A 26,882-nucleotide genomic window follows, 5' to 3' on the forward strand; every position below is an offset into this window, starting at 1 on the left:
AAACCCCCGACCCGACACACCCTTCCCCCCCCCGCCGCGCTTCCGATCTGCCACCCGGAACGCCGGGTGGCGACGACCACCGGAGCCCGCGGGCCCGCGGGCCAACGCTCAGTCCACGCTCTCCAGCCGTCGGCGGCGCTCGCCGGCAGGGCGGCCGGACGCGGCGCGGAACACGATGGGGCGGGCGATGGCCTGGAAGTCCACGTCGGGGTCGAGGCGGCGGACCGTCTGCTCCACCATGAGAAGCGCGAGGAGGGGGAACACGAACTCCGACGAGGCGTAGATGCCGTTGCGCCGTTGGCTGGCGAACAGCTCGGTGGAGAAGGCGATCAGGTCGAAGTCGCGGGCGGTGGTGCCACCGTACCGTTCGACGAGGCGGGTCATGTCCGCGGCGAAGGCGGCGGTGTCGCTGCGCCGGTCGACCTGTCCGGCGCTGGCCAGGACCGCTTCGGCGCACCGTGGACCGTTACGGAACCCGAGGTTGAGGAAGAACAGGGCCAGATTCTCCCGTACGACCTCGGGGACGCGGTAGACGAATCCGGCGTCGAGGACGACCACGGAGCCGGTGCGGGTCAGACGCAGGTTGCCGGGGTGCAGGTCGCAGTGGACGAGGCCCGTGCAGAACAGCATCTCGAAGACGGCCCGCAGCGTCTGGTCGGCGAGCGCCCGGCGACGCTCCTGGCTCAACTGGGCCACCTCGACGTGCTCGCGTACCCCGGGCACGAAGTCCATGACCACGCAGGCCTCTCCGCACAGCGCGGTCACGGGCGCGGGCACGGTGACGAATTCCAGGGTGGAGAGGTCGTCGCGGAGCAGGGCGAGGTTGCGTGCCTCGGCGGCGAGATCGAGCTGGCGCAGCACGCTCGCCCCGACGGCGCGCGCCATGTCGGAGAGCGGGGCTCCGCGCAGCCCCGGGAGCCGTCCCGCGAGCGCGAAGACGGTGTTGAGGATGGCGACGTCGCGGCGGACCGTGTCGGTGAGACCGGGGCGACGGAGCTTGACCGCCACCTGGGTCCCGTCGCTCAGCCGGGCCGGGTAGACGCAGGCGATGCTGCCCGAGCCCAGGGGCTCGGGCCGGAAGTCCGTCAGCACCTCGGCCCCCCCGGGGCCGAGGTGCGCCGCCAGCGCCCGGTGGACGTCCTGGGCCCGCATGGGTTCGACGTTGTCGTGGAGGCGTCCCAGCGCCGCGCAGGCGCGGGGCGGCAGGACATCTTCGCGGGTGCTGGCGATCTGGGCGAACTTGATGAAGGCCGGGCCCAGCCGCTCGATGATCCGGGAGAGCTCCTGGGGCCAGTCCGCCGCGGTGGTGGGCCGTCCGCTCAGCCGCCGCAACGAGTGACGTGCCAGGTGGCGGGCGGTGCCGACCGAGACGGTCGTCAGTATCCGGCCGAGACGCAGCAGGGCCGCGGTGGTGGTCACGGAGGGCAGATCAGGACGTTCAGCTCGTTCCATATGGCCACACGTTCCTTAAGTTGATGATCTACGGATCCCAGTATCGGCCAAGTGATCCGGGGATACACCGTCCTTGACAGGTCGAGGTTACTTAGTTTTCATATAACTACCTCGCATGGGGTGCACTACCTAACTGCGGAGGAAACATGACCCAATCGATCGAATCCCGGATGCAGGAAGGCCTGGTGGCCCTGACGCCGCCGCCGGCCGCCCGGTACAACGACCCCGCGGAGTACCTGGACTTCGCCCGGCCGATCACCGAGAAGTTCCTGCCGTACGACACCCGTAGCGACAGCGAGCTCCGAGAGGTCACCGAAGGGCACGAGAGCCCCCTGGAGCGCGAGCGCGCACTGTGGGAGTTCGCCGACCGCAACCCGGAGGAGAGCCTGGCGTTCATCTCCGACACCATCGCCACGGAGAAGGACCGCCTGGTCCGCTCGGGCGCGCTGTGGCTGGCCCTGCGTTCGGCCGGTCCGAGGGCTCTGGGCGTCTTCGAGAAGTACGCCACGGACGACGACCCCGAGGTGGCCGACTGGGCGCGCGTACTCACCGGCGACATCACCGGCGTCAAGCAGCAGCGGGTGTACAACGAGGCCGAGGTCGAGGAGACCGGGTACTTCGACCAGACGGTGCCGCTCATCATCGGCGGCCGGGTCGTCATCATGACGCCCGGCGTCGGCGCGGTCCGTGCGGTGCTCTCGCCGCTGTGGTTCGACTCCATCCTCGGCCGTGTGCTCGCGAGCACCAACGTCGAGACGATCCGGACCGACCTCACGGTCGAGAAGGAGCTCAAGGGGCTGAACGCGGACGGCTCGTGCCACTACGAGATCTTCCCGTTCCGCGGGCTGAGCGTCGAGTACGACGGGAACAACCTGGAGCACAACTACCTCTCCGAGACGCTGCGTCCGTTCTACCCGAGCGGCTTCGTCGGCAAGGGTGAGATGGTCGAGGTGCCCGTGTCGCTCGGCCGTATCGCGCTCACCTCGCTCGCCCGCAAGGGCGACGTGGCCATCCAGGGCGACGGTCCGCGTGCGCAGCGCCTGCGCGACGCCGACATGCCCTTCGTGGAGAGCGTGCGCGGCCGGTACTACGGCTGGGCCGCGGTCAACCTGGACCGCACCTTCGACCGTGGCATCGTCGGCGCCGGCGACGTGCAGCTGTCGAACCCGACGGACCCGATCGCGGGCCCGATGACCAACGCCAAGCTGTACGGCACGTTCCGCGGCAAGACGGGCGACCACACCGGCGCGGGCCGCTACACGCTCAACTCGATCAAGTGCCACGGCCGTCCCGACGGCAAGATCGACGTGGTCCAGGGCGGTGCCGAGCTGGCCGCCGAGTGACCTGTGGTGTGACATGACGGTGCACCCCCACGCGAAGTGGGGGTGCACCGTTGCGTCGTGGCCCGTCCGGGAGGTCAGTCCAGGCCGAGCATCAAGGTGCAGCGGAGCACGGCCTCCGGGTCGCCCTTGATCCGGACGTCCCCGGTGGCGAGCGCCTGGAACGGGGACAGCATCCGAGCGCCCACCCGGACGAACGTACCGGCGTCGCACTCGATGGTCAGCGAGGGATCGGCCACCGCGCCGCGCTCGAAGGAGACCCGGCCGTCGCGCACCAGGATCTGGAAGATCTGCTCGCTGACCCTGAACTCGTAGACCTCGTCCACCTGAGGAACGGCGTCGTCGACGATCATCGCCTGCACGGCGAGGAACCCCCACGCGGCGCGGGTCGCCCCGTCGGCATCCGACGCGTCGAGGAACTTCAGGCCCCAACGCGCGAGTGCGAGGACGGGCTCCCGCAGCTCCTGCCCGGAGGCGGTGAGCCGGTAGAGACGGGCGCGGCCGTCGTCGGCCACGGACGCCTGCTCCACCAGTCCGTGGTCGCCGAGCATCCGCAACCGGTCGGTGAGCAGATTGGGGCCGATCCCGGGGAGGTTCTCCAGCAGGCCCTTGAAGCGGGCGGGGCCGATCAGCAACTCCCGCACGATGAGGAGGGTCCACCGCTCACCGATGATGTCCAGCCCGGCGGCCAGCCCGCAGAACTGTCCGTAGTCTCGTTTCACGGCGGCCTCCTTCACTCTCGTTCTCGATAGTAACATTCGTGCTCTGCGCAAGGGAGTGGGAACAGGCAGGTGGGCGGGCCGGGGCTCGGCCCGCCGGGGTTGCGGGACGTACTCCGCGGCGGGGCCCGAACGGGCGGACGCGGCGGGGGTGTCGAGTCGCCGTGCGGCAGGGAGGAGGCCTCGTCGTCACGTCGGATCCGAGAGCGTTCCCGGTCCCATCGCCGCTGCTGAGCAAGGTGGTTCCCGGGTGGCGGTCAGGAGCCCCGGGCGTCATGTCCCCACCGCACCGCAGGCTGCGCCGGGGCGGCGGCGTCCGGTCGGCCCGCCTTGACGGGGGCATGTGGCGGCGGCCTGCGCGGCCGGCTGTCGGCCGGGCGGCGACGCGTGGTCGGGAGCACCCTGGGGCGCCGAAGTGATCCTTGCCACTCACTACGTATTCGTATAGCCTCCTGCCGGACAGCTCGATTCACAGGCCCCCATTTCCCGGGGCTCAGATCTCGCTGGGTGGTGGATTCCGTGTATCTCATCTGGTTCCTGCACAGGGTTCCCAGGTCGCGCGAAGAGGATTTCCGCACTGTCGTTCACGACGCCATAGAAGTATTCCGGCGGCATGGTGCCATCGGCGGCACCGTGATGGAGGTGAGTGATCCCGAGGCGAAATACGGGTGCTCGGACATCGCCTCGGGCGTCGACGTGTCACCCGACGAGGTGGTTTACGCCGAACTCACCTACTTCCACGACCGGGCGCACTACGACGAGGTCATGCCGAAGGTCGACGCCGACCCCGAGTTGGCGGAGCTCTACGACAAGCTCGTGGAAACAGTCGATATCTCAAGAATTCTCCGCAGCGAGATGAGCACGGTATTCGAGCTCATGAACACCGAGGAGCACGCCAAGTACCGGCGGACTCCGCACAGGCATTGGCATCCGGCGCACCGGGAGACAGCGTGACGACAGAACACCAGGACGAGTCCGACGCGGCGTTAGCCGAACCCTCCTGGAACCTGAGGGCCGTCACCTGGTTGTCCGGCACCCAGTTCTTCATGTTCGGCATCGCCATCGGCGTGATGACGGTCGCCTGGGCGGAGGTCATCCGCTCCCTCGACCTGAGTGACGGGTTCTTCGGCACCGCGCACCTGCTGCTTCCCGTCGTCGGGCTGGTGACGCTGCTCGCCGCCAAGCGGATCTACCACTACCTGGACCACCGCTGGATCGGCATCTACGGCCAACTCGCCCTCATCGGGCTGCTCGTGATGCTGGCGGTGAGCGACCACTTCGTGGGTCTGCTGATCGCCTTCGTCCTCGCCGGTCTCGGGTCCGCGCTGGTCGACACCGCAACCAACAGCGTGTTCATGGAGATCCAGGCGCGCGGCGGCCGCGAAGTGATGAACAAGATGTACGCGATCAACAGCGGCGGGACGGTCATCAGCGCCCTCGGCGCCGGCGCGCTGATCAGCATGGGCATGGACTACCGCTGGGTCGCCGTGCTGTTCGCCGTGATCATGGCACCCGTGCTCGTCGCGTCCTTCGTGATCATGTACCCGCCGGTGAACCAGGACGAGCCCGATGAGGCGCCGGGTGCCGCGGAGGTCGAGGGCGACGTCGGCCTCCTCAAGCTGATGCGCAACCCGCTGTTCCGCGTGGTCTTCGTGATGACCGTACTCGGCATCGCGGTCGAGAGCATCGTGCAGGTCTGGTCGGTCATCTACGTCGACCAGCTCCTCGACGCCCCCATCGTCTACGGTGGCGCGGCCTTTGCCCTCTTCAGCCTCACGATGATGATCGGGCGCATGATCAACGCATGGCTGGTGGCCGCCCTCGGCATCCGCAGGTCCTTCCTGATCTCCGCTGTGGGGACCGCGCTGTCCGGAGGACTGCTGATGGCAGCCTTCGACCTGTGGCTGTCCGTCTTCGCCTTCCTCCTCATGGGCATCGCCATCGCCGGCGTACAGCCCACCTGCCTCAGCGCCGCGGCCCGGGTGGCACCGAGCCGCGTCAACATCGTCGCGGCGGCCATGATGGTGCCCGCGTACGGTGCGTTCATCGCGACGCCGACCGCCTACGGCTGGCTCTCCGATGCCACCTCCCTCAACACCGCCATGGTGCTCGTCGTGGCCGCGGGCGTCGGGGTCGGTGTGCTCGCCCTGAGTCGTCCGATCGCGGAGGCCGACCGGGCCGCCGCGCCCGCCGTGTCCGGGGACTCCACGCTCACCGCCCAGGCCTGACCGGCGCCGCCGCGTCCCGCCGCACCCCTTCACCCCGTCCGGCCCACGCACAGAAGCGGAGTTCATGATGAGCGGATCGCTCAGCGCCCTCGGAACGGCATCGCGTACGGCACGCACGGCGACGCTGGACCGGATCCTCCCGGCGACGCCCGACGAGGTGTGGCGGGCCTGGACCGAACCGGACCGGCTGCCCCACTGGTTCGGCCCGGTCCTCAAGGGCATACCGGGGCCCGACGTGGAGTACGTACTCGAGGGCCGCGGAGCGCACGGCGACACCATCGTCTGCCGGGTTCTCACCTGGGAGCCGTTTACCCGGCTGCGGGTGACCTGGCGCTACACCGGCGAGACCGAGTCCGAGCTGCGGCTCGACCTGACACCCACCGATGACGGCGGTACCCGACTGCTCCTGGAGCACGTCGGGTTCGGCCCCGAGGCGGACCCGGTCGACTACGCGGCCGGCTGGCACATGTACACCGACAACTTGGAAGCACACCTCGCCGACACCCCCGGCGTGGCGGACTCCGACGCGCGCTGGATGGAACTCATGCCCGTCTACGCGGCGGCATCCGCCGACTGAGTCCGCAGAACAGAAACAGTACGAGGAGAGAGCACGACATGAGCACCACGGAAGAGAGCGGCAGCCCCCAGGAAGCCGTTCAGGTTCCCGACATCCTGCATTCGACGCTGGTCCGCGCGGCCCCTGAAGCCGTGTTCGACCTGTTGTCCAGCGGCACCGGCTGGGACAAGTGGTTCACCAACGGCTCGACCTTCGGTCCGGCCGAGGGCAGCCCGGTCCACCTGGTCTGGCGCGGGTGGAGCGACGACGGCAGCGATGTCACCGACGACGGTGTGGTCATGGAGTGCGTGCCGAACGAACGCTTCGCGATCACCTGGGGAACTCCGCCCTCGCTCGTCACCTTCACCATCGCCGAGCACCCGGATGGCACCTGGCTCACGGTGGTGGAGACGGGCCTGCCGCAGACCGCTGCCGGTCTCGCGCGGTACGGGCAGTGCGCTCCCGGATGGGGAGAGGCCCTCACACTCGTCCGCTGCTACGCCGAACACGGAATCCGCCTGTCCACCTGAGCGGGCACCGCCCCCGCCGACACAGGAGCTGATGTTCATGACAGACCCCCGCACACCATCGCGCGTCGCCCTGGTCACCGGCGCCAGCACGGGGCTCGGCGAGACCGTCACCGAGTTCCTCGCCGGCGCCGGCTGGCGGTTGGTTCTCACCGCCCGCACCGAGTCCGACCTGACGGCGGTCGCCAAGCGACTCACCGACCGGGGCACCACCGTCGTCGCGGTGGCGGGGGACGTGGGGGAGGCCGCGCACCGGGAGCGGCTGATCGCCGAGGCCGGCTCGCTCGGACGCCTCGACTGGCTGGTGAACAACGCCTCCCAGATGGGGGTCAGTCCGATCAGACCGCTGCTCGACCATCCGGTGGACGTCTTCGAGAAGGTACTCCGCACCAATGTGGTGGCTCCCGTGGCACTGGCGCAGCTCGCCCTGCCGCTGCTGCGGAAGACCGGCGGACTGGTGGTCAACCTGTCCAGCGAAGCGGCCGTGGACGTGTTCCCGTGCGCGGGCATCTACGGGGCCAGCAAGGCCGCCCTCGACCAGGCTTCGCGCATCATCGCGGCGGAACTCGCCGACACCGGTGTGGGAGTCACCTCCGTCGACCCGGGCGGCATCCGCACCCGCGGGTACGCCGAGGCGGAGCCGGGCTTCGACCTGTCGGGCGTGCCGGCCCCGGATGTGACGCTGCCGTTCTGGAAGTGGCTTGCCGGGACATCGTCCCCCGAGGTCTCCGGGCGGCGGTACCTGGCACAGGCCGGCCCGTGGGACGTCCGGTGAGCGCCGCCCCGGAGGGCGACCACGGGTACGGGGCACCGTACAGCGCCCTCGCGCAGATCTACGACCGGTGGATGGCCGCCGACCGCATCCCGTACGACCAATGGCTCAGCTTCGCGGAGAAACGATTCGTCGAAAGCGGTCTCGAGGTGCGGACCGTCCTCGACGTCTGCTGCGGTACCGGTATGACGATGAAGGCCCTGCAGGACCACGGCTACGAGGTGACCGGGGTCGACGCCTCCGCCGCGATGCTGGACGTCGCCCGTACCCGCACCACACCCGGCACCGAGCTGCTCTGCTTCGCGGTGCCCGATGAACGGCTCGCGGAACTGGGTCCTTTCGACGCGGCTCTCGTCTGCTTCGACGGGGCGAACTACCTGACGGGTGAGGACGGCCTGGCCGCCACGCTGCGTCAGCTCGCCCAGGCGCTCCGGCCCGGAGGGGTGCTGGTGTTCGATCTGAGTACCCGGCGCACCTTCGAGGAGATCGCGGCCCTCGGCGAGTTCGGTGAGGACTTCGGCGACTTCGCCTACATCTGGAACACCCGGCACGAGCCGGACACACCCGAGTACGAATATCTCGTATCGCTCTTCGTGCCCGAAGGAGAGCTGTTCCGGAGATCCGTCGAGCAGCATGCGCAGCGCCACTTCACCCGTGACGAGGTCCGGAACGCGCTGCGCGCCACCGGCTTCACCGACATCGCCGTCTCGGACGGCTACACCGACCGCGACGCGACCGACACCACCCGGCGGGAGTCCTGGAGCGCCCGCCGCACGACCGGCTCGATACCACGATGACGCCCAGGGGGCTGAAGATGCTGCGCCGCTTGTGCACCGCCACGCTCGCCACCGCTCTGTTCTGCGGTTTGATGACCGGCACTGCCTCCCAGGCGGGGGCCGGCGGACGGCTCGACGTGGTCGCCGAGAACCTGGTGACTCCGCGCGGCCTCACCTGGGACGCCCACGCAGGGCGCGTCCTGGTCACGGAGGCCGGCCGGGGCGGCCCCAGTCCGTGCGCGCCCGGCGTGGGCGGGTATCCCGCCTGCTTCGGCGCAACCGGGGCCATCACTTCGTACACACCGGGGAAGAAGCGCGGGGCCGAGCGCATCGCCACCGGTCTCCCCTCGGTGATCAACGAGTTCAGTGTGCTGGGACTGCACGACGTCGACGCGAGCCACGGGCGGATCTCCGTCGTCTTCGGCATGGGCGGCGAGATGGCCACACGTGACGGGCTGGGCCCGGCCGCACGGGGACTCGCGCAGACCGGCACCATCGACCGGAAGGGCCGGCTTCACCCGGTCGGGGACCTCCTCGCGTTCGAGCAGCGCCACAACCCGCATCGCGCGGACGTCAACGCCAACGCGTACGGCATCGTCAGGGTCCCCGGCGGAACTCTGGTGGCCGAGGCGGGCGGCAACAACATCCTGTCGGTCACCGATGGCGGATCGGTCCGCATGGTGGCCCTGATGCCCGACCAGATCGTCGACGGTAAACCGCTGGAGTCCGTGCCGTCGGCCATCGCGAAGGGACCCGACGGCGCCTTCTACATCAGTGAGTACAGCGGCGAACCGACCCATCTGGGCAAGGCGCGGATCTGGCGCATGGCGCCTGGCCGGAAACCGGTCGTCGTGACGAGCGGGTTCACCGGTGTCATCGACCTGGCCTTCGACCGCCAGGGACGGATGCTGGTGCTCGAACTGGCTGAGAAGGGCTTCGACTCGCCCGACCGCACCGGGAGGCTCGTGCGCGTCGAGAGGGACGGACGCCGTACGGTGCTTGCACGCCAAGGGCTGGAGCACCCCGGCGGGGTCACCGTCGCTCCGAACGGCGACATCTACCTGACCAACCGAACGACCTCGCTCGGTGAGGCGGACGGACAGCTCCTGCGCCTGCGTCCGGGCCGATGACCCCGGGGGCGCGGGTGGGACCGCGAGGATCCTCCCACCCGCGACCCCGGCACCGGCGGCGTCAGGCGTCGCAGTGGCCGCAGCCGTCCTCGGTGGTCCGGTCGCCGTAGTCGTCGTGGTGACGCACCCAGTTCATGATCCCGGCCTCCTCCTGGCGCCCGAGGGGGGTCAGGTCCAGGTAGTTGAAGGTGCCGTTGAGCAGGTCGGTGCCGCGCGAGTACGTCGAGTAGGTGTGGAAGACGCGGTCGTCCTCGCGGAGGAAGACGCTCAGGCCGTGCTGCTCGCCGGCCAGGGCCCAGGAGCCGATTCCGGCGTCCCGCAGTTCATCCTTCGTGCGGAAGTTGAAAAGTACGGGTGCGACGGATTCATCCATCGTGACGTGGAAATCGTAGTTGAACGACGTTCCGTGGGAGGAGAACCAAGGGAAATTCCACCCCATGCGCTCGCGGAATTTCGTGATGTTCGCGAGAGGCGCGCGGGAGATCGCGGCGAAGGATGTCCCGGCCGCATGCAGATGCGCCAAGTGTCCGATGTTGTCGGCAAGGAGTGAACAGCCGGTACAGCCGGCGTCCCAGTCGGGCGCCAGCATGAAGTGGTAGACGATGAGTTGACTGCGGCCTTCGAACAGATCGATGAGGGACGCCGGTCCGCTCGGTCCTTCGAAGACGTACGGCTCGGTGATCTCGACCATCGGCAGGGCGCGGCGCTGGGCACTGAGCGCGTCCCGTTCCCGGTCGAACTGCTTCTCCCGCGCCAGCAGTTCCTTCCGGGCCGCTAACCATTCTTCCCGCGTCACAATCGCCGGACTGTCCATTCCCGGGCCTCGCCTTCTTCATGCTCTACCAACAGAGCGAACCCTACCGGAAGAGCAGAGGCCGCAGCGTTCGGCCGCCTATGGCGGCACGGAGTGCATTCGTGCGCCCGACCGGGCTTCGAACCGTGCTCCGTGAGCCGGCGCACGGCACCGGGAAAAGGGAGCGCACTTTTCGAGTAGACAGCGGGCCGGAAGCGCCGGGTACATTCGGCATGGTTTTTCCGTACCGGCTTGTAGGCACCCAAACGAGGGGGTACCGCACAGTGACGGCTGGATTACGTGCGTTCCGGCGCAGAATATTGACTCCCGCACTGTCCAGCACCAGTCTGGACGTACGCGGATTCCGGAAAAAGAACCCGACGTCCCAGCAACTGCTGGAAACCGTGGGCCGAAGCTTCCTCGAAGGCTACGGGCGGATCGTCGAAGCGCCGGATGCGCGAGCCGCGGAGCCCCGACTGGAAGCGGTTCCGAGGGAGTTCCGGGGATTCGCCTATGAAGGTGCGGCCATGGCGTGCTCCATCATGGACGCGCTGCCCGGCAGCAAGGGACGGCGCCTCAGCGGTCTGCTGGCCGGACGAGGGGGCGCGCACACCTACATGGCCTACGTCGGCATCGGCTGGGCCATGGCACGTCTGCCGCGGCTGCTGCACCCCGACATCGAGAAGACGGACCCGCTCCTCAGGTGGCTGATTCTGGACGGATACGGCTTCCACCAGGCCTACTTCCGGACCGCGCGCTATGTCCACGGGCAGTACCGCGAGCAGAAGCTTCCCTGGCCGCAGCGCCAGGCCCCCTACGCGCAACGCGCGGTGGACCAGGGCATCGGCCGGGCGCTGTGGTTCGTCGGCGGCACCGACGTCGACGCCGTCGTGACACTCGTCGGCGCCTTCCCGCCGGCCCGGCGTGGTGACCTGTACAGCGGGGTCGGACTGGCCGCGACCTATGCGGGCGGCGCCGGTGCGGACGAACTGCTGCGCCTGCGGGACAGCGCCGGCGTGTACCGGCCGCAGCTCCTCCAGGGGTCGGCGTTCGCCGCGGAGGCGCGCGAGCAGGCCGGGCTGACGGTGCCACACACCCAGCTCGCCACCGAGGTGCTGTGCGGAATCAAGCCGCACGAGGCGGCAGGCGTCTGCCGGGAACTGCGACCGGGCGCGTCCGACCGGGTGGACACACCCGCGTACGAGACATGGCGCCAGCACATAGCCGGAGCACTCGTTTCCGAGGGAAGGTGCTAGCCACGTGTCCACCGTGCGATCCCGCCTCTATCTCAGACTTCCCGGAATCGTCGCCGTCCTGATGATGGTGGTGACCTACGTCGTCGTCCGCCCGGCGACACCGTCCGCGGCGCAGACGGGCGAGCTGGCGAGCTCCTTCGCCTTCACCCCTAAGACCATCGCCATGCCCGCGGGCTACGAGCAGCAGGAGATCCGCGAGGTCAACAAGGCGTACCAGCACATCGAGGGGTGGATCTCCTCGGTGGGTGCCGCCGTCGCCATGAACGACGTCGACGGCGACGGGTTCTCCAACGACCTCTGCGTCACCGACCCCCGGATCGACCAGGTCGTGGTCACCCCCGCACCCGACGAACGCGGCGACCGGTACGCGCCGTTCGTCCTCGACCCCGCCCCGCTCCCCATGGACGACGTGATGGCGCCGATGGGCTGCGTCGCCGGTGACTTCAACGAGGACGGTCACAGCGACCTGCTCGTCTACTACTGGGGCCGTACCCCCGTCATCTTCCAGGCCCGCCCCGAGCAGAACGCCATGAGCGCCGCCTCCTTCGAACCCGTCGAACTGGTCGCCGACGTCGGCGCCACCCAGTACAGCGGGCCCCGCTGGCACAGCAACGCGGTGACGGTCGCCGACTTCGACGGGGACGGCCACGAGGACGTCTTCATCGGCAACTACTTCCCGGACAGCCCCGTCCTCGACCCCACCGTCCGAGGCGGTGTGGTCATGAACGACTCGCTGTCCAACGCCCTCAACGGCGGTGAGGACCACATCCTGCGGTGGACCCCGGACGGCTTCGTCCAGGCCGAGGACGTCATGCCCCGGGACATGCGGATCGGCTGGACGCTGGGCGGGGCCGCCACCGACCTGGACGGCGACCACCTGCCCGAGCTGTACGTCGCCCACGACTTCGGCACGTCACGCCTGCTGCACAACCGGTCCGAGCCCGGCCGCATCCGCTTCGCCGAGGTGAAGGGCGCGCACAACCCGATGGTGCCCAAGTCCAAACGGATCGGCGCCAGTTCCTTCAAGGGCATGGGCATCGACTTCGGGGACCTGGACCAGGACGGGCTGTACGACATGTTCGTCTCCAACATCACCACTTCCTTCGGTCTTCAGGAGAGCAACTTCTCGTTCATGAGCACCGCCGACGACACGGATGACGTGCGCGCCCGCATGAGCCGGGGCGAGGCGCCGTACGTGGACCGCAGCGGCCCGCTCAACCTCGCCTGGTCGGGCTGGGGCTGGGACGTGAAGATGGGCGACTTCGACAACGACAGTCAGCTGGAGATCACCCAGGCCACCGGCTTCGTGAAGGGCCGGAACAACCGCTGGGCCCAACTGCAGGAACTGGCCACCGCCAACGACGGCCTGGTCGCTCACCCCGGCTGGTGGCCCCACGTCAGAAAGGGCGACGACCTGGCCGGAGACCAGACCATGCGGTTCTTCGCCAGAACACCGGACGGCGACTACGCGAACCTGTCGGACCGCCTCGGCCTGGCCGTGCCCATCCCCACCCGCGGCATCGCCGTCGGGGACTCCAACGGCGACGGCAGGCTCGACCTGGCGGTGGCACGGCAGTGGGGCGACCCCGGTTTCTACCTGAACGAGAGCCCGGCCGCCGGCGACTTCCTCGGCCTGAAGCTGACCCACCCCTCCGGATCCCCGGTCGTCGACGCCCAGGTGACCGTGACCCTGCCCGACGGCACCCGGCGCGTCAGCCGCGTCGACGGCGGCGGTGGACATTCCGGCAAGCGCAGCCATGAGGTGCACATCGGTCTCGGCGAGCAGAGCGGCACCCCCCTGCCGGTGCGCCTGAAGTGGCGCGACCGCTCCGGCGAGGTCCACGAGAAGGACCTGCGGCTGGCTCCCGGCCGGCATGACCTCCAGCTTGCGTCCGACGTCAAGGAGAAGTGACCGCGATGGCCGAGGTATCCACCACACCCCCACGGCACGACCCGAAGATCGTGACCGCGCTGCGCCGGTTCGCCATCTCGATCACCGTGCTCAACATCGCCGGCTACACCGTGCTCGGTTTCGAACAGCCCTGGCTGTGGCCCTTCATCGCGGTCGCCGTCGCCTACTGCGTCGAAACGGTCCTGGAGTTCGTCGGAGCCCGGGTCGAGGAGCGCCGGCCGCGCTACGCCGGAGGCGGGGCGAAGGGGGTCCTGGAGTTCCTGTACCCCAGCCACATCACCGCGCTCGCCGTCAACATGCTGCTCTACGTGAACGACCGGCTGTGGGTGATGGTCCTCGGGGTCGTCATCGCGGTCTCCGCCAAGTGGGTCCTGCGCGCACCGGTACGGGGCAGGCCGCGGCACTTCATGAACCCGTCGAACTTCGGCATCGCGGTGGTGCTGCTGCTGTTCCCCTGGGCCAGCATCGCGCCCCCGTACCAGTTCACCGAGTACACCGACGGCGCTGTCGACTGGATCATCCCCGCGGTGATCGTCACCCTGGGGACCCTGCTCAACGCGAAGCTCACCGGACGCATGTGGCTGATCGGCGGCTGGCTGGTGGTCTTCGTGCTCCAGGCCGTGCTGCGGGGAGTGCTCTTCGACACGGCGATCCCGCCGGCCCTGGGCATGATGACCGGGGTGGCCTTCGTCCTGTTCACCAACTACATGGTCACGGATCCCGGCACCACTCCGTCGCGGCCGGTCGCACAGGTCGCCTTCGGCGGCGGCGTCGCCGTGACGTACGGGATCATGACCGGGCTGGGCATCGCGTACGGCCTGTTCTTCGCCACCGCCGTGGTCTGCCTGGTCCGCGGCGGCTACCTCTGGCTGGTCCACCTGCGCACCGAGCAGACCGGCCCTGCCCCCGCGCGAACCGTCGAGGCCTGGGGCGTTCCGTCGGAGACCGGGAAGGCACCGGTGGCGGCATGACCCGGGTATCCATCGTCGGCATGGCCTGCCGCTTCCCGGACGCCGCGTCGCCCCGCGAGCTGTGGGAGAACGCGGTGGCCGGCCGGCGTGCCTTCCGCCGCATCCCCGACGTACGCATGCGCCTGGACGACTACTGGGATCCGGATCCGGCCGCTCCCGACCGGTTCTACGCGCGTATGGCCGCCGTGCTGGAGGGCTACGCCTTCGACCGCGTGGCCCACCGCGTCACCGGCAGCACCTACCGTTCGACGGACCTCACACACTGGCTCGCCCTGGAGACCGCCGGCCGGGCGCTGGCCGACGCCGGGTTTCCCGAGGGCGGGGGACTGCCGCGGGCGCGGACCGGGGTCGTCGTGGGCAACACCCTCACGGGGGAGTTCACACGGGCGAGCGGGATGCGCCTGCGGTGGCCGTACGTACGCCGTGTGCTCGCGGAAGCCTTGCGAGGCCAGGGCTGGGACGACGACCGGCTCGCCGTGTTCCTCGAGGGCGTCGAGAAGACCTACAAGCAGCCGTTCCCCGCGATCGACGAGGACTCGCTCGCCGGAGCCCTGTCGAACACCATCGCCGGCCGCATCTGCAACCACTTCGGTCTGGGCGGTGGCGGCTACACCGTTGACGGCGCGTGCTCCTCCTCGCTCCTCTCGGTCACCTCCGCGGCCGGATCCCTGCTGAGCGGTGACCTCGACGTCGCGGTCGCCGGCGGTGTCGACCTGTCCATCGACCCGTTCGAGATCGTGGGCTTCGCCAAGACCGGCGCCCTCGCCCGCTCCGAGATGCGCGTGTACGACCGGGGATCCAACGGATTCTGGCCCGGCGAGGGCTGCGGCATGGTCGTTCTGATGCGTGAGGAGGACGCCCGCGCGGCCGGCCTGCGCCAGTACGCGACGATCGCCGGATGGGGTGTCTCGTCGGACGGGCAGGGCAGCATCACCCGCCCCGAAGCGGGCGGCTACCGACTGGCCCTGGCACGTGCCTACGATCGGGCCGGGTTCGGTATCGAGACCGTGCCTCTCTTCGAGGGGCACGGCACCGGCACCCCGGTGGGCGACGCCAATGAACTCGGCGCGCTCACCGCCGCTCGCGCGGAGGCCGCCCCCGGCGCACCGCCCGCCGCGATCAGCTCCGCCAAGGCGATGATCGGCCACACCAAGGCCGCCGCCGGGGTCGCCGGACTGATCAAGGCAGTGATGGCGGTGGACGCGCGCCTGCTGCCCCCCACCATCGGCTGCCGGGAACCGCACGAACTGCTCACCGGACCTGGAGCGGGCCTGCGCGCGCTGCCTACCGCGGAGCCCTGGCCCCAGGACATGCCGCTGCGCGCCGGGGTCACCGCGATGGGTTTCGGGGGTATCAACACCCATGTCGTCATCGACAAGGAGACGCCTCCGCGCCACCGGGCACCCCATCGACGCCACCTCACACTCGCCGGCTCGCTCCAGGACTGCGAACTGCTCCTCCTGGACGGGGAGTCGCCCGCCGAACTGCGCGAGCGCCTGACGAAGGCGGCCGACCTCGCACCCAGGCTCTCCTATGCCCAGCTCGCCGACCTGGCCCACACCCTCCAACGTGATCTGCGGGAACTGCCGTGGCGAGCGGCCGCGGTGGTCACGTCCCCGGACGACGCGGAACGCCGGCTGCGGCAGTTGACCGACGCGTTGGAACAGGACCCGGCCGGTCTGGTCGCCGTCGACGACCGCGCCTTCATCGGGTGCGTGCGAGCCGAGGCCGGAAGCATCGGCTTCCTCTTCCCCGGCCAGGGCTCCGGCCGGGGTACCGACGGCGGCGCACTCCGTCGGCGTTTCGCCCAGGCCGCCGAGGTCTACGAACGGGCCGGGCTGCCCGCCACCGGGGACCCGGTGGCCACCGAGGTGGCGCAGCCGCGGATCGCCACCGCCGCCACCGCCGGACTGCGCGTGCTCGACTGGCTGGGGGTGGAGGCCGAGGCGGCGGTCGGGCACAGCCTGGGCGAACTCGTCGCGCTGCACTGGGCGGGAGCCCTGGACGAAGCGCGGCTGCTGGAGGCGGCCCGGGTACGGGGCGAGGCCATGGCCAGGCACGGCGAGCCCGGCACCATGGCGTCCCTCGCGGCGGCCCCCGAGCGCGTGAAGACGCTGATGTACGGCGTCGACGCGGTCATCGCCGGGTACAACGGCCCCGAGCGGACGGTCGTCGCCGGAACGGCCGACGCCGTGGCCGCCGTGACGGAGCGGGCCACCGCGCACGGAGTCGGCTGTACGCCGCTCGCGGTGTCCCACGCCTTCCACTCCCCGCTGGTGGCACCGGCCGCCGACGTCTTCGGTACCTGGCTGGACGATGTCCGGTTCGGGCCGGTGCGGGGCCGGGTGCTGTCCACCGTGACCGGGCAGGAACTGGCCGTTGACACCGACCTCCGCGAACTGCTGCACCGGCAGATCACCGAGCCGGTACTCTTCACCCGGGCGGTCCAGGAGGCCGCCGCGGACGTCGACCTGTTCGTGGAGGTCGGACCGGGCCACGTGCTGAGCTCCCTGGCCACGGGTGCGACCGGCGTTCCGTCCGTCGCGTTGGACACGGACGAGACGTCGCTGCGCGGTCTGCTCCGGGTCGCCGGAGCCGCGTACGTGGTCGGTGCCCCGCTGATGCACGAGCGCTTGTTCGCCGACCGGCTCACCCGGCCCCTGGACCTCGACGCCGAGTTCCACTTCCTGGCGAGCCCCTGCGAGAGCGTCGCGCCCGACGGGCTGCCGGCCGTGCCGCCCGCTGGGGAGCGGCACGCGGACGGAGCAGGGCGCACCGTCGGCGCGGAGCCGTACGCGACCGGCGCCGGGCCGCAGGCGGACAACGCCGGCGAACCGGTGGGCGACGGGGAGCAGTCCGCCGTCGAGGTGCTGCGTACCCTGGTGGCCGAGCGGGCCGAACTCCCGGTGGACCTGGTGCGGGACGACAGCAGCCTGCTGGACGACCTGCACATGAGCTCCATCACCGTGGGGCAGATCGTCAACCAGGCGGCCACCCGCCTCGGCCTCCCCACCGCCCACGCCCCCGCCAACTTCGCCACCGCCACCCTGGGCGAACTCGGCGAGGCCCTGGAGTCGTTGGCCGGCTTCGGCCCGGACGGTGGTGCCGGGTCGGTACCGGCCGTGCTGGGCGCCGCCCCCTGGGTCCGGGCCTTCGTCGTGGACCTGGACGAGGAGCTGCCCGCAGCGGTCCGAGCGGAAGAGTCCGAAGGCGACTGGGAGTTGTTCGCCGCGCCGGCGCACCCGTACGCCGAGGAGTTGCGGAGCGCGCTGCGCAACGCCCGAGTGGGACCCGGTGTTCTGGTGTGCCTGCCTCCGCGGTGTCCCCCCGACCGGCTGACTCCGGCACTGGAGGGTGCACGGCGCGCCCTCGCGGGCGGTGCCGGGCGGAGGTTCGTTCTGGTGCAGGAAGGTCTGGGCGCGGCTGGCCTCGCGAAGTCCCTTCACCTGGAGGCTCCGCACATGCGGACCACCGTCGTGGACACCCCGGCGGCCGAGGGCGTCGTGGACCGGATCGTGGCAGAGGTGTCGGCGACCACCCGGTTCACGGAGGTGAGTTACGACATCGACGGGACCCGCAGGGTGCCCGTGCTGCGGGTCCTGCCGGTGCGCGGTGAGCGCACCGACGAACTGCTGGACTCCACCGACGTCCTCCTGGTCACCGGGGGTGGCAAGGGAATCACGGCGGAGTGCGCGCTCGCGGTGGCCGGCCGCAGCGGGGCCGCCCTGGCGATCGTGGGCCGCTCCGACCCGACCGCCGACGAGGTCCTGTCCGCGAACCTGCGGAGGATGGCCGACCGGGGCCTCCGGGTGGGCTACGCCCGCGCGGACGTCACCGACCCCGAGCGGGTGCGCGTGGCGGTCGCCGAACTGACCGCCGAACTCGGGCCCGTCACCGCGGTGCTGCACGGTGCCGGACAGAACGAACCTGCCGCACTCGCCGATCTCACCGAGGAGGACTTCGAGCGCACCCTCGCGCCGAAGGTCGACGGGCTGCGGGCCGTCCTCGCCGCGGTCGACCGGAGCGCCCTGAAGCTGCTGGTCTGCTTCGGCAGTGTGATCGGACGCACCGGACTGCGTGGCGAAGCGCACTACGCCACCGCCAACGAACGGCTCGCCGTCCTCGCCCAGCGGTTCGCCGCCGACTCTCCCCACTGCCGTGTGCGGTGTCTGGAATGGTCCGTGTGGTCCGGTGTCGGCATGGGCGAGAAGCTGTCCGTCGTCGAGTCCCTGGCCCGCGAGGGCATCACACCGATCTCGCCGGACCAGGGCGTCGAGGTACTGCTGCGTCTGATCACCGATCCCGACGCCCCGCCGGTCACCGTCGTCACCGGCCGCACGGGTGAGATGGACACGCTGCGCCGCGAGCGGCCACCGCTTCCCCTGCACCGGTTCACCGTCGCCCCGCTGGTCCATTACCACGGGGCCGAACTGGTCACCGAGGCGGAGCTGAACGTCGGCACGGACCCGTACCTCGCCGACCACCTGCTCGACGGAAACCTGCTGCTCCCCGCGGTGATCGGAATCGAGGCGATGTGCCAGGTGGCCGCTGCGGTGACCGGGCGCGACAGTGTCCCCGTGCTGGAGGACATCCGCTTCCTCCGCCCCGTCGTGGTGCCCCCCGACGGCTCGGCCCGGGTACGGATCGCCGCCACCGTCACGGCCGCCGACACGGTGGAGGTCGTCCTGCACGCGGAGGAGTCCGGATTCGTCGCCGAACACTTCCGGGCACGGCTGGTGTTCTCCGGCCTGCCGGTGCCCGAAGGTCCTCCCGTACCCGACGGGCCGGGCCTCGGGGACGTCCCGCTGGACCCGGTGGCGGACCTGTACGGCGACGTGCTCTTCCAGGGCGACCGCTTTTGGCGGCTGCGCCGCTTCCACCGCGTCTCGGCTCGGCGCGTGGACGCGGAGCTGTCGGTGGACGAGGTGGCGGACTGGTTCGCCGCCTACCTCCCGGGCGGGCTGCTCCTGGCCGATCCCGGTATGCGGGACGCGCTGATGCACGGCAATCAGGTATGCGTCCCCGACGCCACTCTGCTGCCGTCGGGCATCGACCGGCTGTACCCGCTCGCTGCGGGGGCCGATGTCCCGAAGGAGCTTCGCTACGTCGCGGTCGAACGGGAACACGACGGCCGGACGTACGTCTACGACATCGCCGCCCGCGCCCCCGACGGACGCGTTGTGGAACGTTGGGAGGGGCTGCGCCTGACAGCGGTGCGCCGAGGCGCGCGCAGCGGTCCGTGGTCCGGGCCGCTGCTCGCGTCCCACATGGAGCGGACCGTGGAGGAACTGACCGGGCGACGGGTCGCCCTGGCGGTGGAACCGCCCGATGAACACCCACCGGTCGAGGGGCCGGCGGGAGCCGCCGCGCGGCGTGCGCTGACGGCGCGGGCCGCGGGTCGTGCTCTGGGCGCTCCGGCGGCCGTCACCTATCGGCCGGACGGCCGGCCGGAGCTTGTTGCGGAAGGCCTGGTCATGTCTGCCTCGCACACGGCCGGCTGGACGCTGTGCGCGGTGGGTGACGCGGCCGCCGTGGGCTGTGACATCGAACCCGTCGTGGCCAGGCCGCGAGCCGTATGGGAAGGGCTGCTCGGCGATCACGCCCCGCTGGCCGCGTCGATCGCGAGCGAGACGGGAGACGGCTTCGACACCGCGGCCACGGTCGTGTGGACCGCCGTCGAGTGCATGCAGAAGGCCGGGCTCACCACGCACGCCCCGCTCTCGCTGACACCGCGCACCGTCGACGACTGGACGGTGTTCGCCTCGGGCGGCGTGCGCGTGGCGGTTGTGGTGACCCGGCTCAAGGGACTGCCGGATCCGGTGGCGGCAGCGGTACTCGTCACGGCGGAGCCACGCCTGTGACGGCCACCCCGGACCCACACGTACCTGCCGCAGGCCCGCGGCAGGCTCCGAACCGTTCCGAAGGAAGGGAGAGGTTCGTGGCGGACCACTTCGAGTACCGGCATGTCGTCGGGTTCGAGGAGACCAACCTCGTCGGCAACGTGTACTACGTCAACTACCTCCGCTGGCAGGGGAGGTGCCGTGAGTTGTTCCTGAGGGCTCATGCCCCGGAGGTGCTCGCCGACGTCCTCGGGGATCTCAAGCTGTTCACGTTGAAGGTCGACTGCGAGTTCTTCGCCGAGATCAGTGTCTTCGACGAGCTGTCCGTCAGAATGAGACTGGCGGAACTCCGGCAGACGCAAATGGAGTTCACCTTCGACTACGTCCGACTCGACGCCGGGGGAGCGGAGCGGCTGGTGGCCCGGGGCAGGCAGCGGGTCGCGTTCATGCGAGGCCCGAACACGGCCACGGTCCCGACTCCCGTGCCCGCGGCCCTGGTTCGTGCCCTGGAGGCTTATGCCCCATCGCCCCGGCCCGGGTCGAGCGTGTGACCGGCCCCCGCGACACCGCCCTCCCGCTGCCCGCACCGAGGGAGACGGACGGGAAGGATCTGCGTCGTGCGTTCGCGGAGTTCGCCACAGGGGTCACCGTGGTGACCGTGGGCGGACCCTTTGCGCGCGGAATGACGGCGAATTCCTTCTCCTCGGTCTCCCTGCGCCCGCCGCTGCTGCTCGTCTGCGTCCACAACGACGCCGTCATGCGCCGGGCTCTCCACCCGGCGCGGCACTTCGGAGTGTCGGTGCTCAGTGCCGGGCAGGAGGCTGTGGCCCGGCACTTCGCCGACGATTCCCGCCCCGTGGGCCTGCAGCAGTTCGACGCGGTCGGCTGGTCCCCCGGCGCGGCCGCCTCCGTGCCTCTCATCGATGGAGCGCTGGCGCGCTTCGAATGCGAGAAGTGGCGCGCTTACGACGGCGGCGATCACACGATCCTCGTCGGTGCGGTGGTCGGCTGGAGCCGGTCGCCGGGGCTGGATCCGGAGTCCGGGCGGGACGAGGCCACCGAGGGCGCTCTGTTGTACTTCCGGGGACGGTTTCGGGAGCACGGCCTCAGGGCGGAGGGGCCGTCGCGATGAGACGGAGGGTGGCCAGGCTCTCCCAGGAGAGGTGAATCACGACCGGTTCCAGCGCGTGGTCGGTCGAGGTGGTGATCGGTCCGAAACCGCCCACCACAGGGGTGTGACGGGCCCGAGGCCCGCCGTCCGTCCGGTGCATGACGGAGCGGGCCAGCACGTGCCAGCGTCCCGTGGGGACATTGTCGAGAGCGAATGCCCCTGGGCGGTTCAGCACCGTACAGCGCACGGGGTGCCCATAGGGGAACGGGGCGGGGAAGAGGCCTACGAATACCACTCCGGACTGATCGTCGGCGGGTGCCTGCACGTTTCCGTGGAGCTGTGTCGGCGCGGTCCGGGCGACGGCCCTCAACCGGTCCCCGGTTGCGGCAAGGGAAGTCGCCGAGCGGAGCAGTCGGTACGCGGACGGGGTAAGGCCCGTACAGGACTTGAAACAGGTGCTGAAGGTCCCGACGCTGCTGTATCCGACTGCGTGGCTGATCTCCGCGACGTTGAGCCGGGAATCGGAGAGGAGCCGCTTCGCTTCCTCGAAGCGGAGCGCTCGGAGGAAGCGTCTGGGGGAGACCCCGATCAGGTGAGTGAACTCCCGCGACAAGTGGAACCTGCTGAAGCCGGCTGCCTGGGCTATACCGTCGATAGTCAGATCTTCTCTGAAGTTGTGATGCATGTTGGCGATCACCTGAACGACGGCTCGCGTGATTGCGGACTCCATGACATCTCCCCATCAGGAATGGCAGTTTTCTAGAATCTCGTCACACGGTTTGGAATGGGTATGCGAGCGCAGGCGTATCGGTATGTCGCCGGTCGGGGATCGGGCAACGCCCAGAACATCCGTTGGTGAAACAGGGCGCAGGTGAGGTGATCGATGGCTGAATATCGACTCCTAGGCTCGAAAGAGGAGGCCCAGTTGCTGATGGGTCCGCCCCGGCATCCTGACCGGATTTGATCAGTGGTGATAGATTGCCCTCTATTCGGCGGCTCATTTCGGCAGTTATGTGCCCGGCTCGTCCCAGTACGCAGCACGATATTGACTGAAAGGCGCCGTACATCAGTCGCTGCTGACTTCTTTCTGGAACACCACGGTCGGACAGCCGCTTGTGCTGACGGGCTGCGGTGTTACCGAGGGCATGGCTGTCCGTGTCACCGAGGACCGGGGAGGATCGGCTTGTGCTTCTTTCAGCGCTTCTGGTCCGGCCGGTCCGGGGACGGCCGTCTGCAGGGCATGGCGGTGGCGGTCCGTACCGAGGAGATCCGCGGCGTGCAGCACCGGACCCGGAGGGGCCGTGTTCCGTGAACCGGAGCGATGTTGCTCACAATCCTCGACCGGCGTGTCCCGGTGTACAGTCGAGACCGCCCTTGACCTGCACAAAGCAGGCAGGGAGCCGTCAAATAGGAGTCCAAAGTGCTGCGTACTCTGTTCAAGTCCAAGATCCACCGGGCCACCGTCACCCAGGCCGATCTGCACTACGTCGGTTCCGTGACGATCGACGCCGACCTGATGGACGCCGCTGACCTGCTGCCCGGCGAGCTGGTCCATATCGTCGACATCGACAACGGCGCCCGCCTGGAGACGTACGTCATCGAGGGCGAGCGCGGCTCCGGTGTCATCGGGATCAACGGCGCCGCCGCACACCTCGTGCACCCCGGCGACCTGGTGATCCTGATCAGCTACGCACAGGTCGAGGACGCGGAGGCCCGCGCGCTCACCCCGAAGGTCGTCCATGTCGACGCGGACAACCGGATCGTGGCGCTCGGCACCGACGCGTCGGCGCCGGTGCCCGGGACCCGTACGGAGCGGAGCCCGCAGGCGGTCGTCGCGGGCGGCTGATCGGGCCGTCCGCGCCCACGGAACGAGGAGGGCGCAAGCCATGGCGGAGAACGGCGCGGTAGCGATCACCGACGACCGGGAGCGTGGCACGCTCACGGCCCATGAGGACGGAACGGCCGCCGGAACCATCGCGTACTTCGTCATGGAACCCGCCCCGGGGGCGCTCGTGGCCGTCCACACGGTGGTCCGCCCCGAGCACGTGGGCAAGGGCATCGCCGGAGCCCTCGTCCGGAAGTTCTACGCCATGGCCGCCCAGGAGGGTGTTTCCGTCGTGCCCCTGTGCCCGTATGCGGCGAAGTGGGCGCAGCGCCACCCGGACGAGGCGCCCGCGGCTCCGGAGAAGCTCGTACGGGAGGCGGAGCGGCACTCAAGGACCACCCCGAGCTGTTCTGAGGGACGGCGGACGCCGGGGGCCCTCGGGCGTCCGCCGCCTCACGCGGTCAGCGCACCCTGCCGCCACCGACGCCAGGGCGAGGACCGGGACGATCACCCCCAGCCCGCGCCCCATGTCACCCCCGGTCGAAACTGTGTCCGCACTGTTTCCGTCTGCCCTGGTGACCTGCAACTCCCGCAACAGGACGTCCGCGTGGGACATCTCGGCCGGGCCGGAACCCGTACTCCCTCACGCGTTGTACGTGTGGACTCGACAGGCGCGGGCAGCCGCACCGGGAGACGGTGGAGGAAAGCTCCATCTGTCCGTTTCGTGTTGTTGTGGAGGATCGAATGACCCATCCATACCCCGACCCCGTACCGTCGCCGACGCCTCCGCCCGTGCCGGGTCCGCCCACTCCCGTGCCGAGCCCGCCGCCCGTGCCGCCGGGCCCCGCTCCGGTGCCTCCCGGCCCCGCCCCGGACCCGATCCCGCAGCCTCCGGCACCCGGCCCGGACCCCGTGCCGGACCCGGAGCCGCAACCCGAGCCCGCCGGGTCATAGGGGCGTGGGGACGTAGGGGGCGTAAGGCGACGTAGGGACGTACGCGGGGCGGCCGCGAAGCCGCCCCGCGCACGTCCTGTGCCCACGGCGGGCAGGGGGGCTCAGTCCAGCCCCGTCAGCGCGTCCGCGTGCGCCAGGCCGCTCTCCGCGGCGATGGCGTCCATCGTCTGGGCCTCCCGTACGGTCACGAACGTCACCTCGTCCTCCGGCGCCGTCGAGCGGAAGCCGTACACCGCCGGGCGCGGCAGGCTGTTGTACGCCCACGGGGTGGAGAAGTAGTACGCCCCGGTGTCGTAGAGGACGATGAAATCACCCTCGGCCAGCTCCGGAAGCTCCCGGCCGTGCGCCACCACATCGCCCGCGAAGCAGCACGGCCCCGCGATGTCCTGCGCCAGTTCCGGTCCCTGCTTGGGTGAGCCGTCGTCGGTGAACGCCCCGACCCGCAGCGGCCAGGAGCCGGGCATGAAGACGGTACGGGTGGCGGTCTGCGCCCCCGCGTGGGTGAGCGCGATCCGGCGGCCGCCGGCGTCCTTCGTGTACTCCACCCGCGCCCCGATGAAGCCGTTCTTCGCGAGCAGAGACCGGCCGAACTCGGTGACCAGCGTGTACCGGCCGGAGAGGAGCGCGGGCGCGGCGGCCGTGAGGGCCTCAACGTACGCCGTGTAGGTGGGGTGCACGGTGTCGTCGGTGAAGTTGACCGGCAGCCCACCGCCGATGTCCAGGCTCGTGACCTGCCGGGTGCCGAGGCGTTCGTTGATCTCCTCTGCCAGCTCGTACGTCTGCGCCACGCCCGCCGCGATCAGGTCCAACGGGCAGCCCTGGGAGCCGACATGGGCGTGCAGGCGGGTCAGCCACGGGCGCGCCTCGAAGGCCCGCACGACCTCCCCGCGGGCACCCGGATCACGCAGCGCCACCCCGAACTTCGAGGTGTCCGTCGCCGTGCTCATCGGGCCGATCGCGCCGCTTCCCACCTGCGGATTGACCCGCAGCCCGAGGACGGAGGCGGAGTCCCGGTTGCGCAGGGCGTCGATGCGGCGGAGTTCGTCGATGCTGTCGGCGTTGACGGCCACCCCGAGGGCGAGCGCCAGCCGGATCTCCTCGCGGGTCTTGGCGGGGGAGTCCAGGACGATCGTCGCCGGAGCGAAACCGGCCTCGACGGCGAGCCGCAGCTCACCCGGGCTCGCCACCTCGCACCCCATCCCGCAGTCGGCGAGCAGCCGCAGGACCGGGATGAGGGAAGAGGCCTTGGCCGCGAAGGTGTGCAGCACACCGGGGCTGTGGGCGAACGCCTTCCGCAGCTCGGTGACGGACGAGCGTACGCCGTCGGTGTCGACGAACCCGGCCACCGGGCGGGACTCGCTGAGCAGTCCCTGCCCGACGGCCGCCCGGACGGCCGCGTCGAAACGGACGGCCGGCCGCCCGAGCGGCGCGGGGGATGCGGGGGGTGCGGAAGGTGTCTGGGTCGTAGGGCCGGAGTCGGTGATGGCTGCCCCCACAGGTCTTCGGCGGATAACGCTGGAACGGCCGCCGATCAGGCGATGAGCCCGACCACCGCCTCCGGCGTCAGCATCCGGAACGTGAACGCCTGCCGGAAGCAGAGGTGGATGCCGGTGGCGTCATGGTCCGCGCAGCCGATCGACAGGTCCTGGCCCAGGCAGAGTGCGAAGTCGCCGCCCCGGGTCGATAGCAGCACCCCGCCTCTGACCGCGGGCGCCCAGAACATCTCGTCTTCCACGATACGGGTCTGACGCATCTTCACGGTATAGCCGTGGTCCGACGTCTCGGCGGCCTCGGTGAACGCGTCCGCGCCCAGCAGCAGCCGGTACGGTCCCTCGACACCGGCCAGCCGCAGCCGCGTCACCGCTTGGCTGACCGCCACCGGATAGTCCCGCGCGTCGGCGGGCAGCGGCAGCGGGTCGTGCGAGGAGCCGTCCCGCAGGCCGGTGATCCCGGCCGCCCCGTACCCGTCGATGACCGCCATGTCCTCGGCGAACGCGCAGGTGCTCCGCGTCCTCGGCGGGCTGCCAGTCGCTGTCGGCGGAGCCGCGGTCCACGTCCACGAAGCCCAGCAGATCCCGGTGGTCGAGATAGCGGAAACCGTGCGTCTCGCGCACGATCCGCAGCGCCCCGCCGAGCTTGGTGAGCAGCTGCGCCGCCCACTCGGAGCAGACGTCTGTCCGCTCGGCCCGGATGTGCAGCAGCACATCGCGCGGCGTCGCCGGTGCGTGGTGGAGCCGGCCCCGCAGTTCCTGGAAGGGGTGGAGGCGGGCGGGCCGCTCCCCGTCGCACAGCCGGTCCCAGACGGCGGAGCCGAACCCCGTCACGCAGGCGAGGCCGACGTCCGGGTAGCGGAAGCCCAGGGAGCGGGCGACGGCCGCCAGGTCCGGCAGCACCTCTCGTACGGTGTCCTCACCGCCCGGCCCGCCCGTGCCGACCAGGAACAGTGCCGCATTGGTCGGCGGCGCCACGACGGGCCGGACGGAGACGGGATCGGGGACGGCTGCGGACATGCGCGGCACTCCAGGCATCGGGTGGATCGCGTGTACAGGGCTCGCAGCCCACTAAGCCACGTCCCCCGGACGCCCGCACCCGGGGAGGCCCGGCCGACTGACGCCCGCACCCGTGACGCCCGCACCCGTGACGCCCGCACCCGTGACGCCCGCACCCGTGACGCCCGCACCCGTGACGCCCGCACCCGTGACGCCCGCACCCGTGACGCC

The 26,882-nt window shown here is 70.3% G+C and carries 20 protein-coding genes and 2 pseudogenes; 16 read left to right on the plus strand and 6 right to left on the minus strand.

All coding sequences use genetic code 11. From position 1 onward, the window contains the following. Positions 1 to 108 precede the first annotated feature (108 nt). Entirely contained in the window at positions 109 to 1,452 is a 1,344-nt protein-coding gene (locus ABZ154_RS12050; RefSeq protein ID WP_356831531.1) for an AarF/UbiB family protein, read from the minus strand. Between the two features lie 146 nt (positions 1,453 to 1,598). On the opposite strand from ABZ154_RS12050, the gene ABZ154_RS12055 reads away from it, so the two are divergent. Beyond that, positions 1,599 to 2,795: a HEAT repeat domain-containing protein gene (locus ABZ154_RS12055; protein WP_356831533.1), complete on the plus strand. Its 1,197-nt coding sequence runs from the start codon at positions 1,599 to 1,601 to the stop codon at positions 2,793 to 2,795. A 74-nt stretch (positions 2,796 to 2,869) separates the two neighbouring features. Here ABZ154_RS12055 and ABZ154_RS12060 read toward each other — a convergent pair whose 3' ends face one another. Further along, positions 2,870 to 3,514, minus strand: a complete 645-nt coding sequence (locus ABZ154_RS12060) for a winged helix-turn-helix transcriptional regulator (protein ID WP_356831535.1) — start codon at positions 3,512 to 3,514, stop codon at positions 2,870 to 2,872. A 516-nt stretch (positions 3,515 to 4,030) separates the two neighbouring features. Here ABZ154_RS12060 and ABZ154_RS12065 point away from each other — a divergent pair. The 7 genes from ABZ154_RS12065 (at position 4,031) to ABZ154_RS12095 (ending at position 9,500) form a co-directional block, all read left to right on the plus strand. After that, positions 4,031 to 4,465: a DUF1428 family protein gene (locus ABZ154_RS12065; RefSeq protein ID WP_356831537.1), complete on the plus strand. Its 435-nt coding sequence runs from the start codon at positions 4,031 to 4,033 to the stop codon at positions 4,463 to 4,465. Next, positions 4,462 to 5,739, plus strand: coding sequence for an MFS transporter (locus ABZ154_RS12070; RefSeq protein ID WP_356831539.1), 1,278 nt, complete (start codon positions 4,462 to 4,464; stop codon positions 5,737 to 5,739). The genes ABZ154_RS12065 and ABZ154_RS12070 overlap by 4 nt, the downstream gene beginning before the upstream one ends. 67 nt (positions 5,740 to 5,806) lie before the next feature. After that, the gene (locus tag ABZ154_RS12075; RefSeq protein ID WP_356831541.1) at positions 5,807 to 6,316 is read left to right on the plus strand and encodes an SRPBCC domain-containing protein; all 510 of its coding nucleotides are present in this window, start codon (positions 5,807 to 5,809) and stop codon (positions 6,314 to 6,316) included. A 38-nt stretch (positions 6,317 to 6,354) separates the two neighbouring features. After that, positions 6,355 to 6,825: an SRPBCC domain-containing protein gene (locus ABZ154_RS12080; protein WP_356831543.1), complete on the plus strand. Its 471-nt coding sequence runs from the start codon at positions 6,355 to 6,357 to the stop codon at positions 6,823 to 6,825. 37 nt (positions 6,826 to 6,862) lie between these two features. Beyond that, positions 6,863 to 7,597, plus strand: coding sequence for an SDR family oxidoreductase (locus ABZ154_RS12085; protein ID WP_356831545.1), 735 nt, complete (start codon positions 6,863 to 6,865; stop codon positions 7,595 to 7,597). Further along, on the plus strand, positions 7,594 to 8,391 hold the full coding sequence (locus tag ABZ154_RS12090) for a class I SAM-dependent methyltransferase (RefSeq protein WP_356831547.1): 798 nt from the start codon (positions 7,594 to 7,596) through the stop codon (positions 8,389 to 8,391). Before ABZ154_RS12085 ends, ABZ154_RS12090 begins: the two co-directional genes overlap by 4 nt. Further along, positions 8,388 to 9,500, plus strand: a complete 1,113-nt coding sequence (locus ABZ154_RS12095) for a ScyD/ScyE family protein (RefSeq protein ID WP_356831549.1) — start codon at positions 8,388 to 8,390, stop codon at positions 9,498 to 9,500. The genes ABZ154_RS12090 and ABZ154_RS12095 overlap by 4 nt, the downstream gene beginning before the upstream one ends. 61 nt (positions 9,501 to 9,561) lie before the next feature. Here ABZ154_RS12095 and ABZ154_RS12100 read toward each other — a convergent pair whose 3' ends face one another. Then, complete coding sequence (locus ABZ154_RS12100) at positions 9,562 to 10,314, minus strand: DUF899 domain-containing protein (RefSeq protein WP_356831551.1); 753 nt, start codon at positions 10,312 to 10,314, stop codon at positions 9,562 to 9,564. A gap of 263 nt (positions 10,315 to 10,577) precedes the next feature. On the opposite strand from ABZ154_RS12100, the gene ABZ154_RS12105 reads away from it, so the two are divergent. The 6 genes from ABZ154_RS12105 (at position 10,578) to ABZ154_RS12130 (ending at position 21,404) form a co-directional block, all read left to right on the plus strand. Continuing rightward, the gene (locus ABZ154_RS12105; protein ID WP_356831553.1) at positions 10,578 to 11,549 is read left to right on the plus strand and encodes a DUF1702 family protein; all 972 of its coding nucleotides are present in this window, start codon (positions 10,578 to 10,580) and stop codon (positions 11,547 to 11,549) included. 64 nt (positions 11,550 to 11,613) lie between these two features. Then, positions 11,614 to 13,461 (plus strand): CRTAC1 family protein, encoded by a 1,848-nt coding sequence (locus ABZ154_RS12110; RefSeq protein ID WP_356831774.1) that lies wholly within the window; start codon positions 11,614 to 11,616, stop codon positions 13,459 to 13,461. Between the two features lie 5 nt (positions 13,462 to 13,466). Next, positions 13,467 to 14,432 (plus strand): enediyne biosynthesis protein, encoded by a 966-nt coding sequence (locus ABZ154_RS12115; protein WP_356831555.1) that lies wholly within the window; start codon positions 13,467 to 13,469, stop codon positions 14,430 to 14,432. Next, a complete protein-coding gene (locus ABZ154_RS12120) occupies positions 14,429 to 20,293 on the plus strand; it encodes an SDR family NAD(P)-dependent oxidoreductase (protein ID WP_356831557.1) in 5,865 nt (1,954 codons plus the stop codon). The genes ABZ154_RS12115 and ABZ154_RS12120 overlap by 4 nt, the downstream gene beginning before the upstream one ends. A 77-nt stretch (positions 20,294 to 20,370) precedes the next feature. Next, positions 20,371 to 20,823, plus strand: a complete 453-nt coding sequence (locus tag ABZ154_RS12125) for an acyl-CoA thioesterase (protein ID WP_356831559.1) — start codon at positions 20,371 to 20,373, stop codon at positions 20,821 to 20,823. Then, positions 20,820 to 21,404: a flavin reductase family protein gene (locus ABZ154_RS12130; protein ID WP_356831561.1), complete on the plus strand. Its 585-nt coding sequence runs from the start codon at positions 20,820 to 20,822 to the stop codon at positions 21,402 to 21,404. Before ABZ154_RS12125 ends, ABZ154_RS12130 begins: the two co-directional genes overlap by 4 nt. On the opposite strand, the gene ABZ154_RS12135 is transcribed toward ABZ154_RS12130, so the two are convergent. Continuing rightward, a complete protein-coding gene (locus ABZ154_RS12135; RefSeq protein ID WP_356831563.1) occupies positions 21,379 to 22,113 on the minus strand; it encodes an AraC family transcriptional regulator in 735 nt (244 codons plus the stop codon). The two genes, ABZ154_RS12130 and ABZ154_RS12135, sit on opposite strands and share 26 nt — an antisense overlap. A 690-nt stretch (positions 22,114 to 22,803) precedes the next feature. Between ABZ154_RS12135 and panD the strand changes: the two genes are divergently transcribed. Together panD and ABZ154_RS12145 are read left to right on the plus strand one after the other, a co-directional pair. Then, on the plus strand, positions 22,804 to 23,229 hold the full coding sequence (panD, locus tag ABZ154_RS12140) for an aspartate 1-decarboxylase (RefSeq protein ID WP_356831565.1): 426 nt from the start codon (positions 22,804 to 22,806) through the stop codon (positions 23,227 to 23,229). A 40-nt stretch (positions 23,230 to 23,269) separates the two neighbouring features. Further along, positions 23,270 to 23,622 (plus strand): annotated as a pseudogene (locus ABZ154_RS12145) (GNAT family N-acetyltransferase). Positions 23,623 to 24,263: 641 nt separating this feature from the next. Here ABZ154_RS12145 and ABZ154_RS12150 read toward each other — a convergent pair. After that, on the minus strand, positions 24,264 to 25,658 hold the full coding sequence (locus tag ABZ154_RS12150; RefSeq protein ID WP_356831567.1) for a diaminopimelate decarboxylase: 1,395 nt from the start codon (positions 25,656 to 25,658) through the stop codon (positions 24,264 to 24,266). Between the two features lie 35 nt (positions 25,659 to 25,693). Continuing rightward, positions 25,694 to 26,672: pseudogene (locus ABZ154_RS12155) on the minus strand (family 1 encapsulin nanocompartment shell protein). Between the last annotated feature and the right edge of the window lie 210 nt (positions 26,673 to 26,882).

It is taken from the genome of Streptomyces sp. NPDC006261 (assembly GCF_040613515.1).
GTDB lineage: Bacteria > Actinomycetota > Actinomycetes > Streptomycetales > Streptomycetaceae > Streptomyces.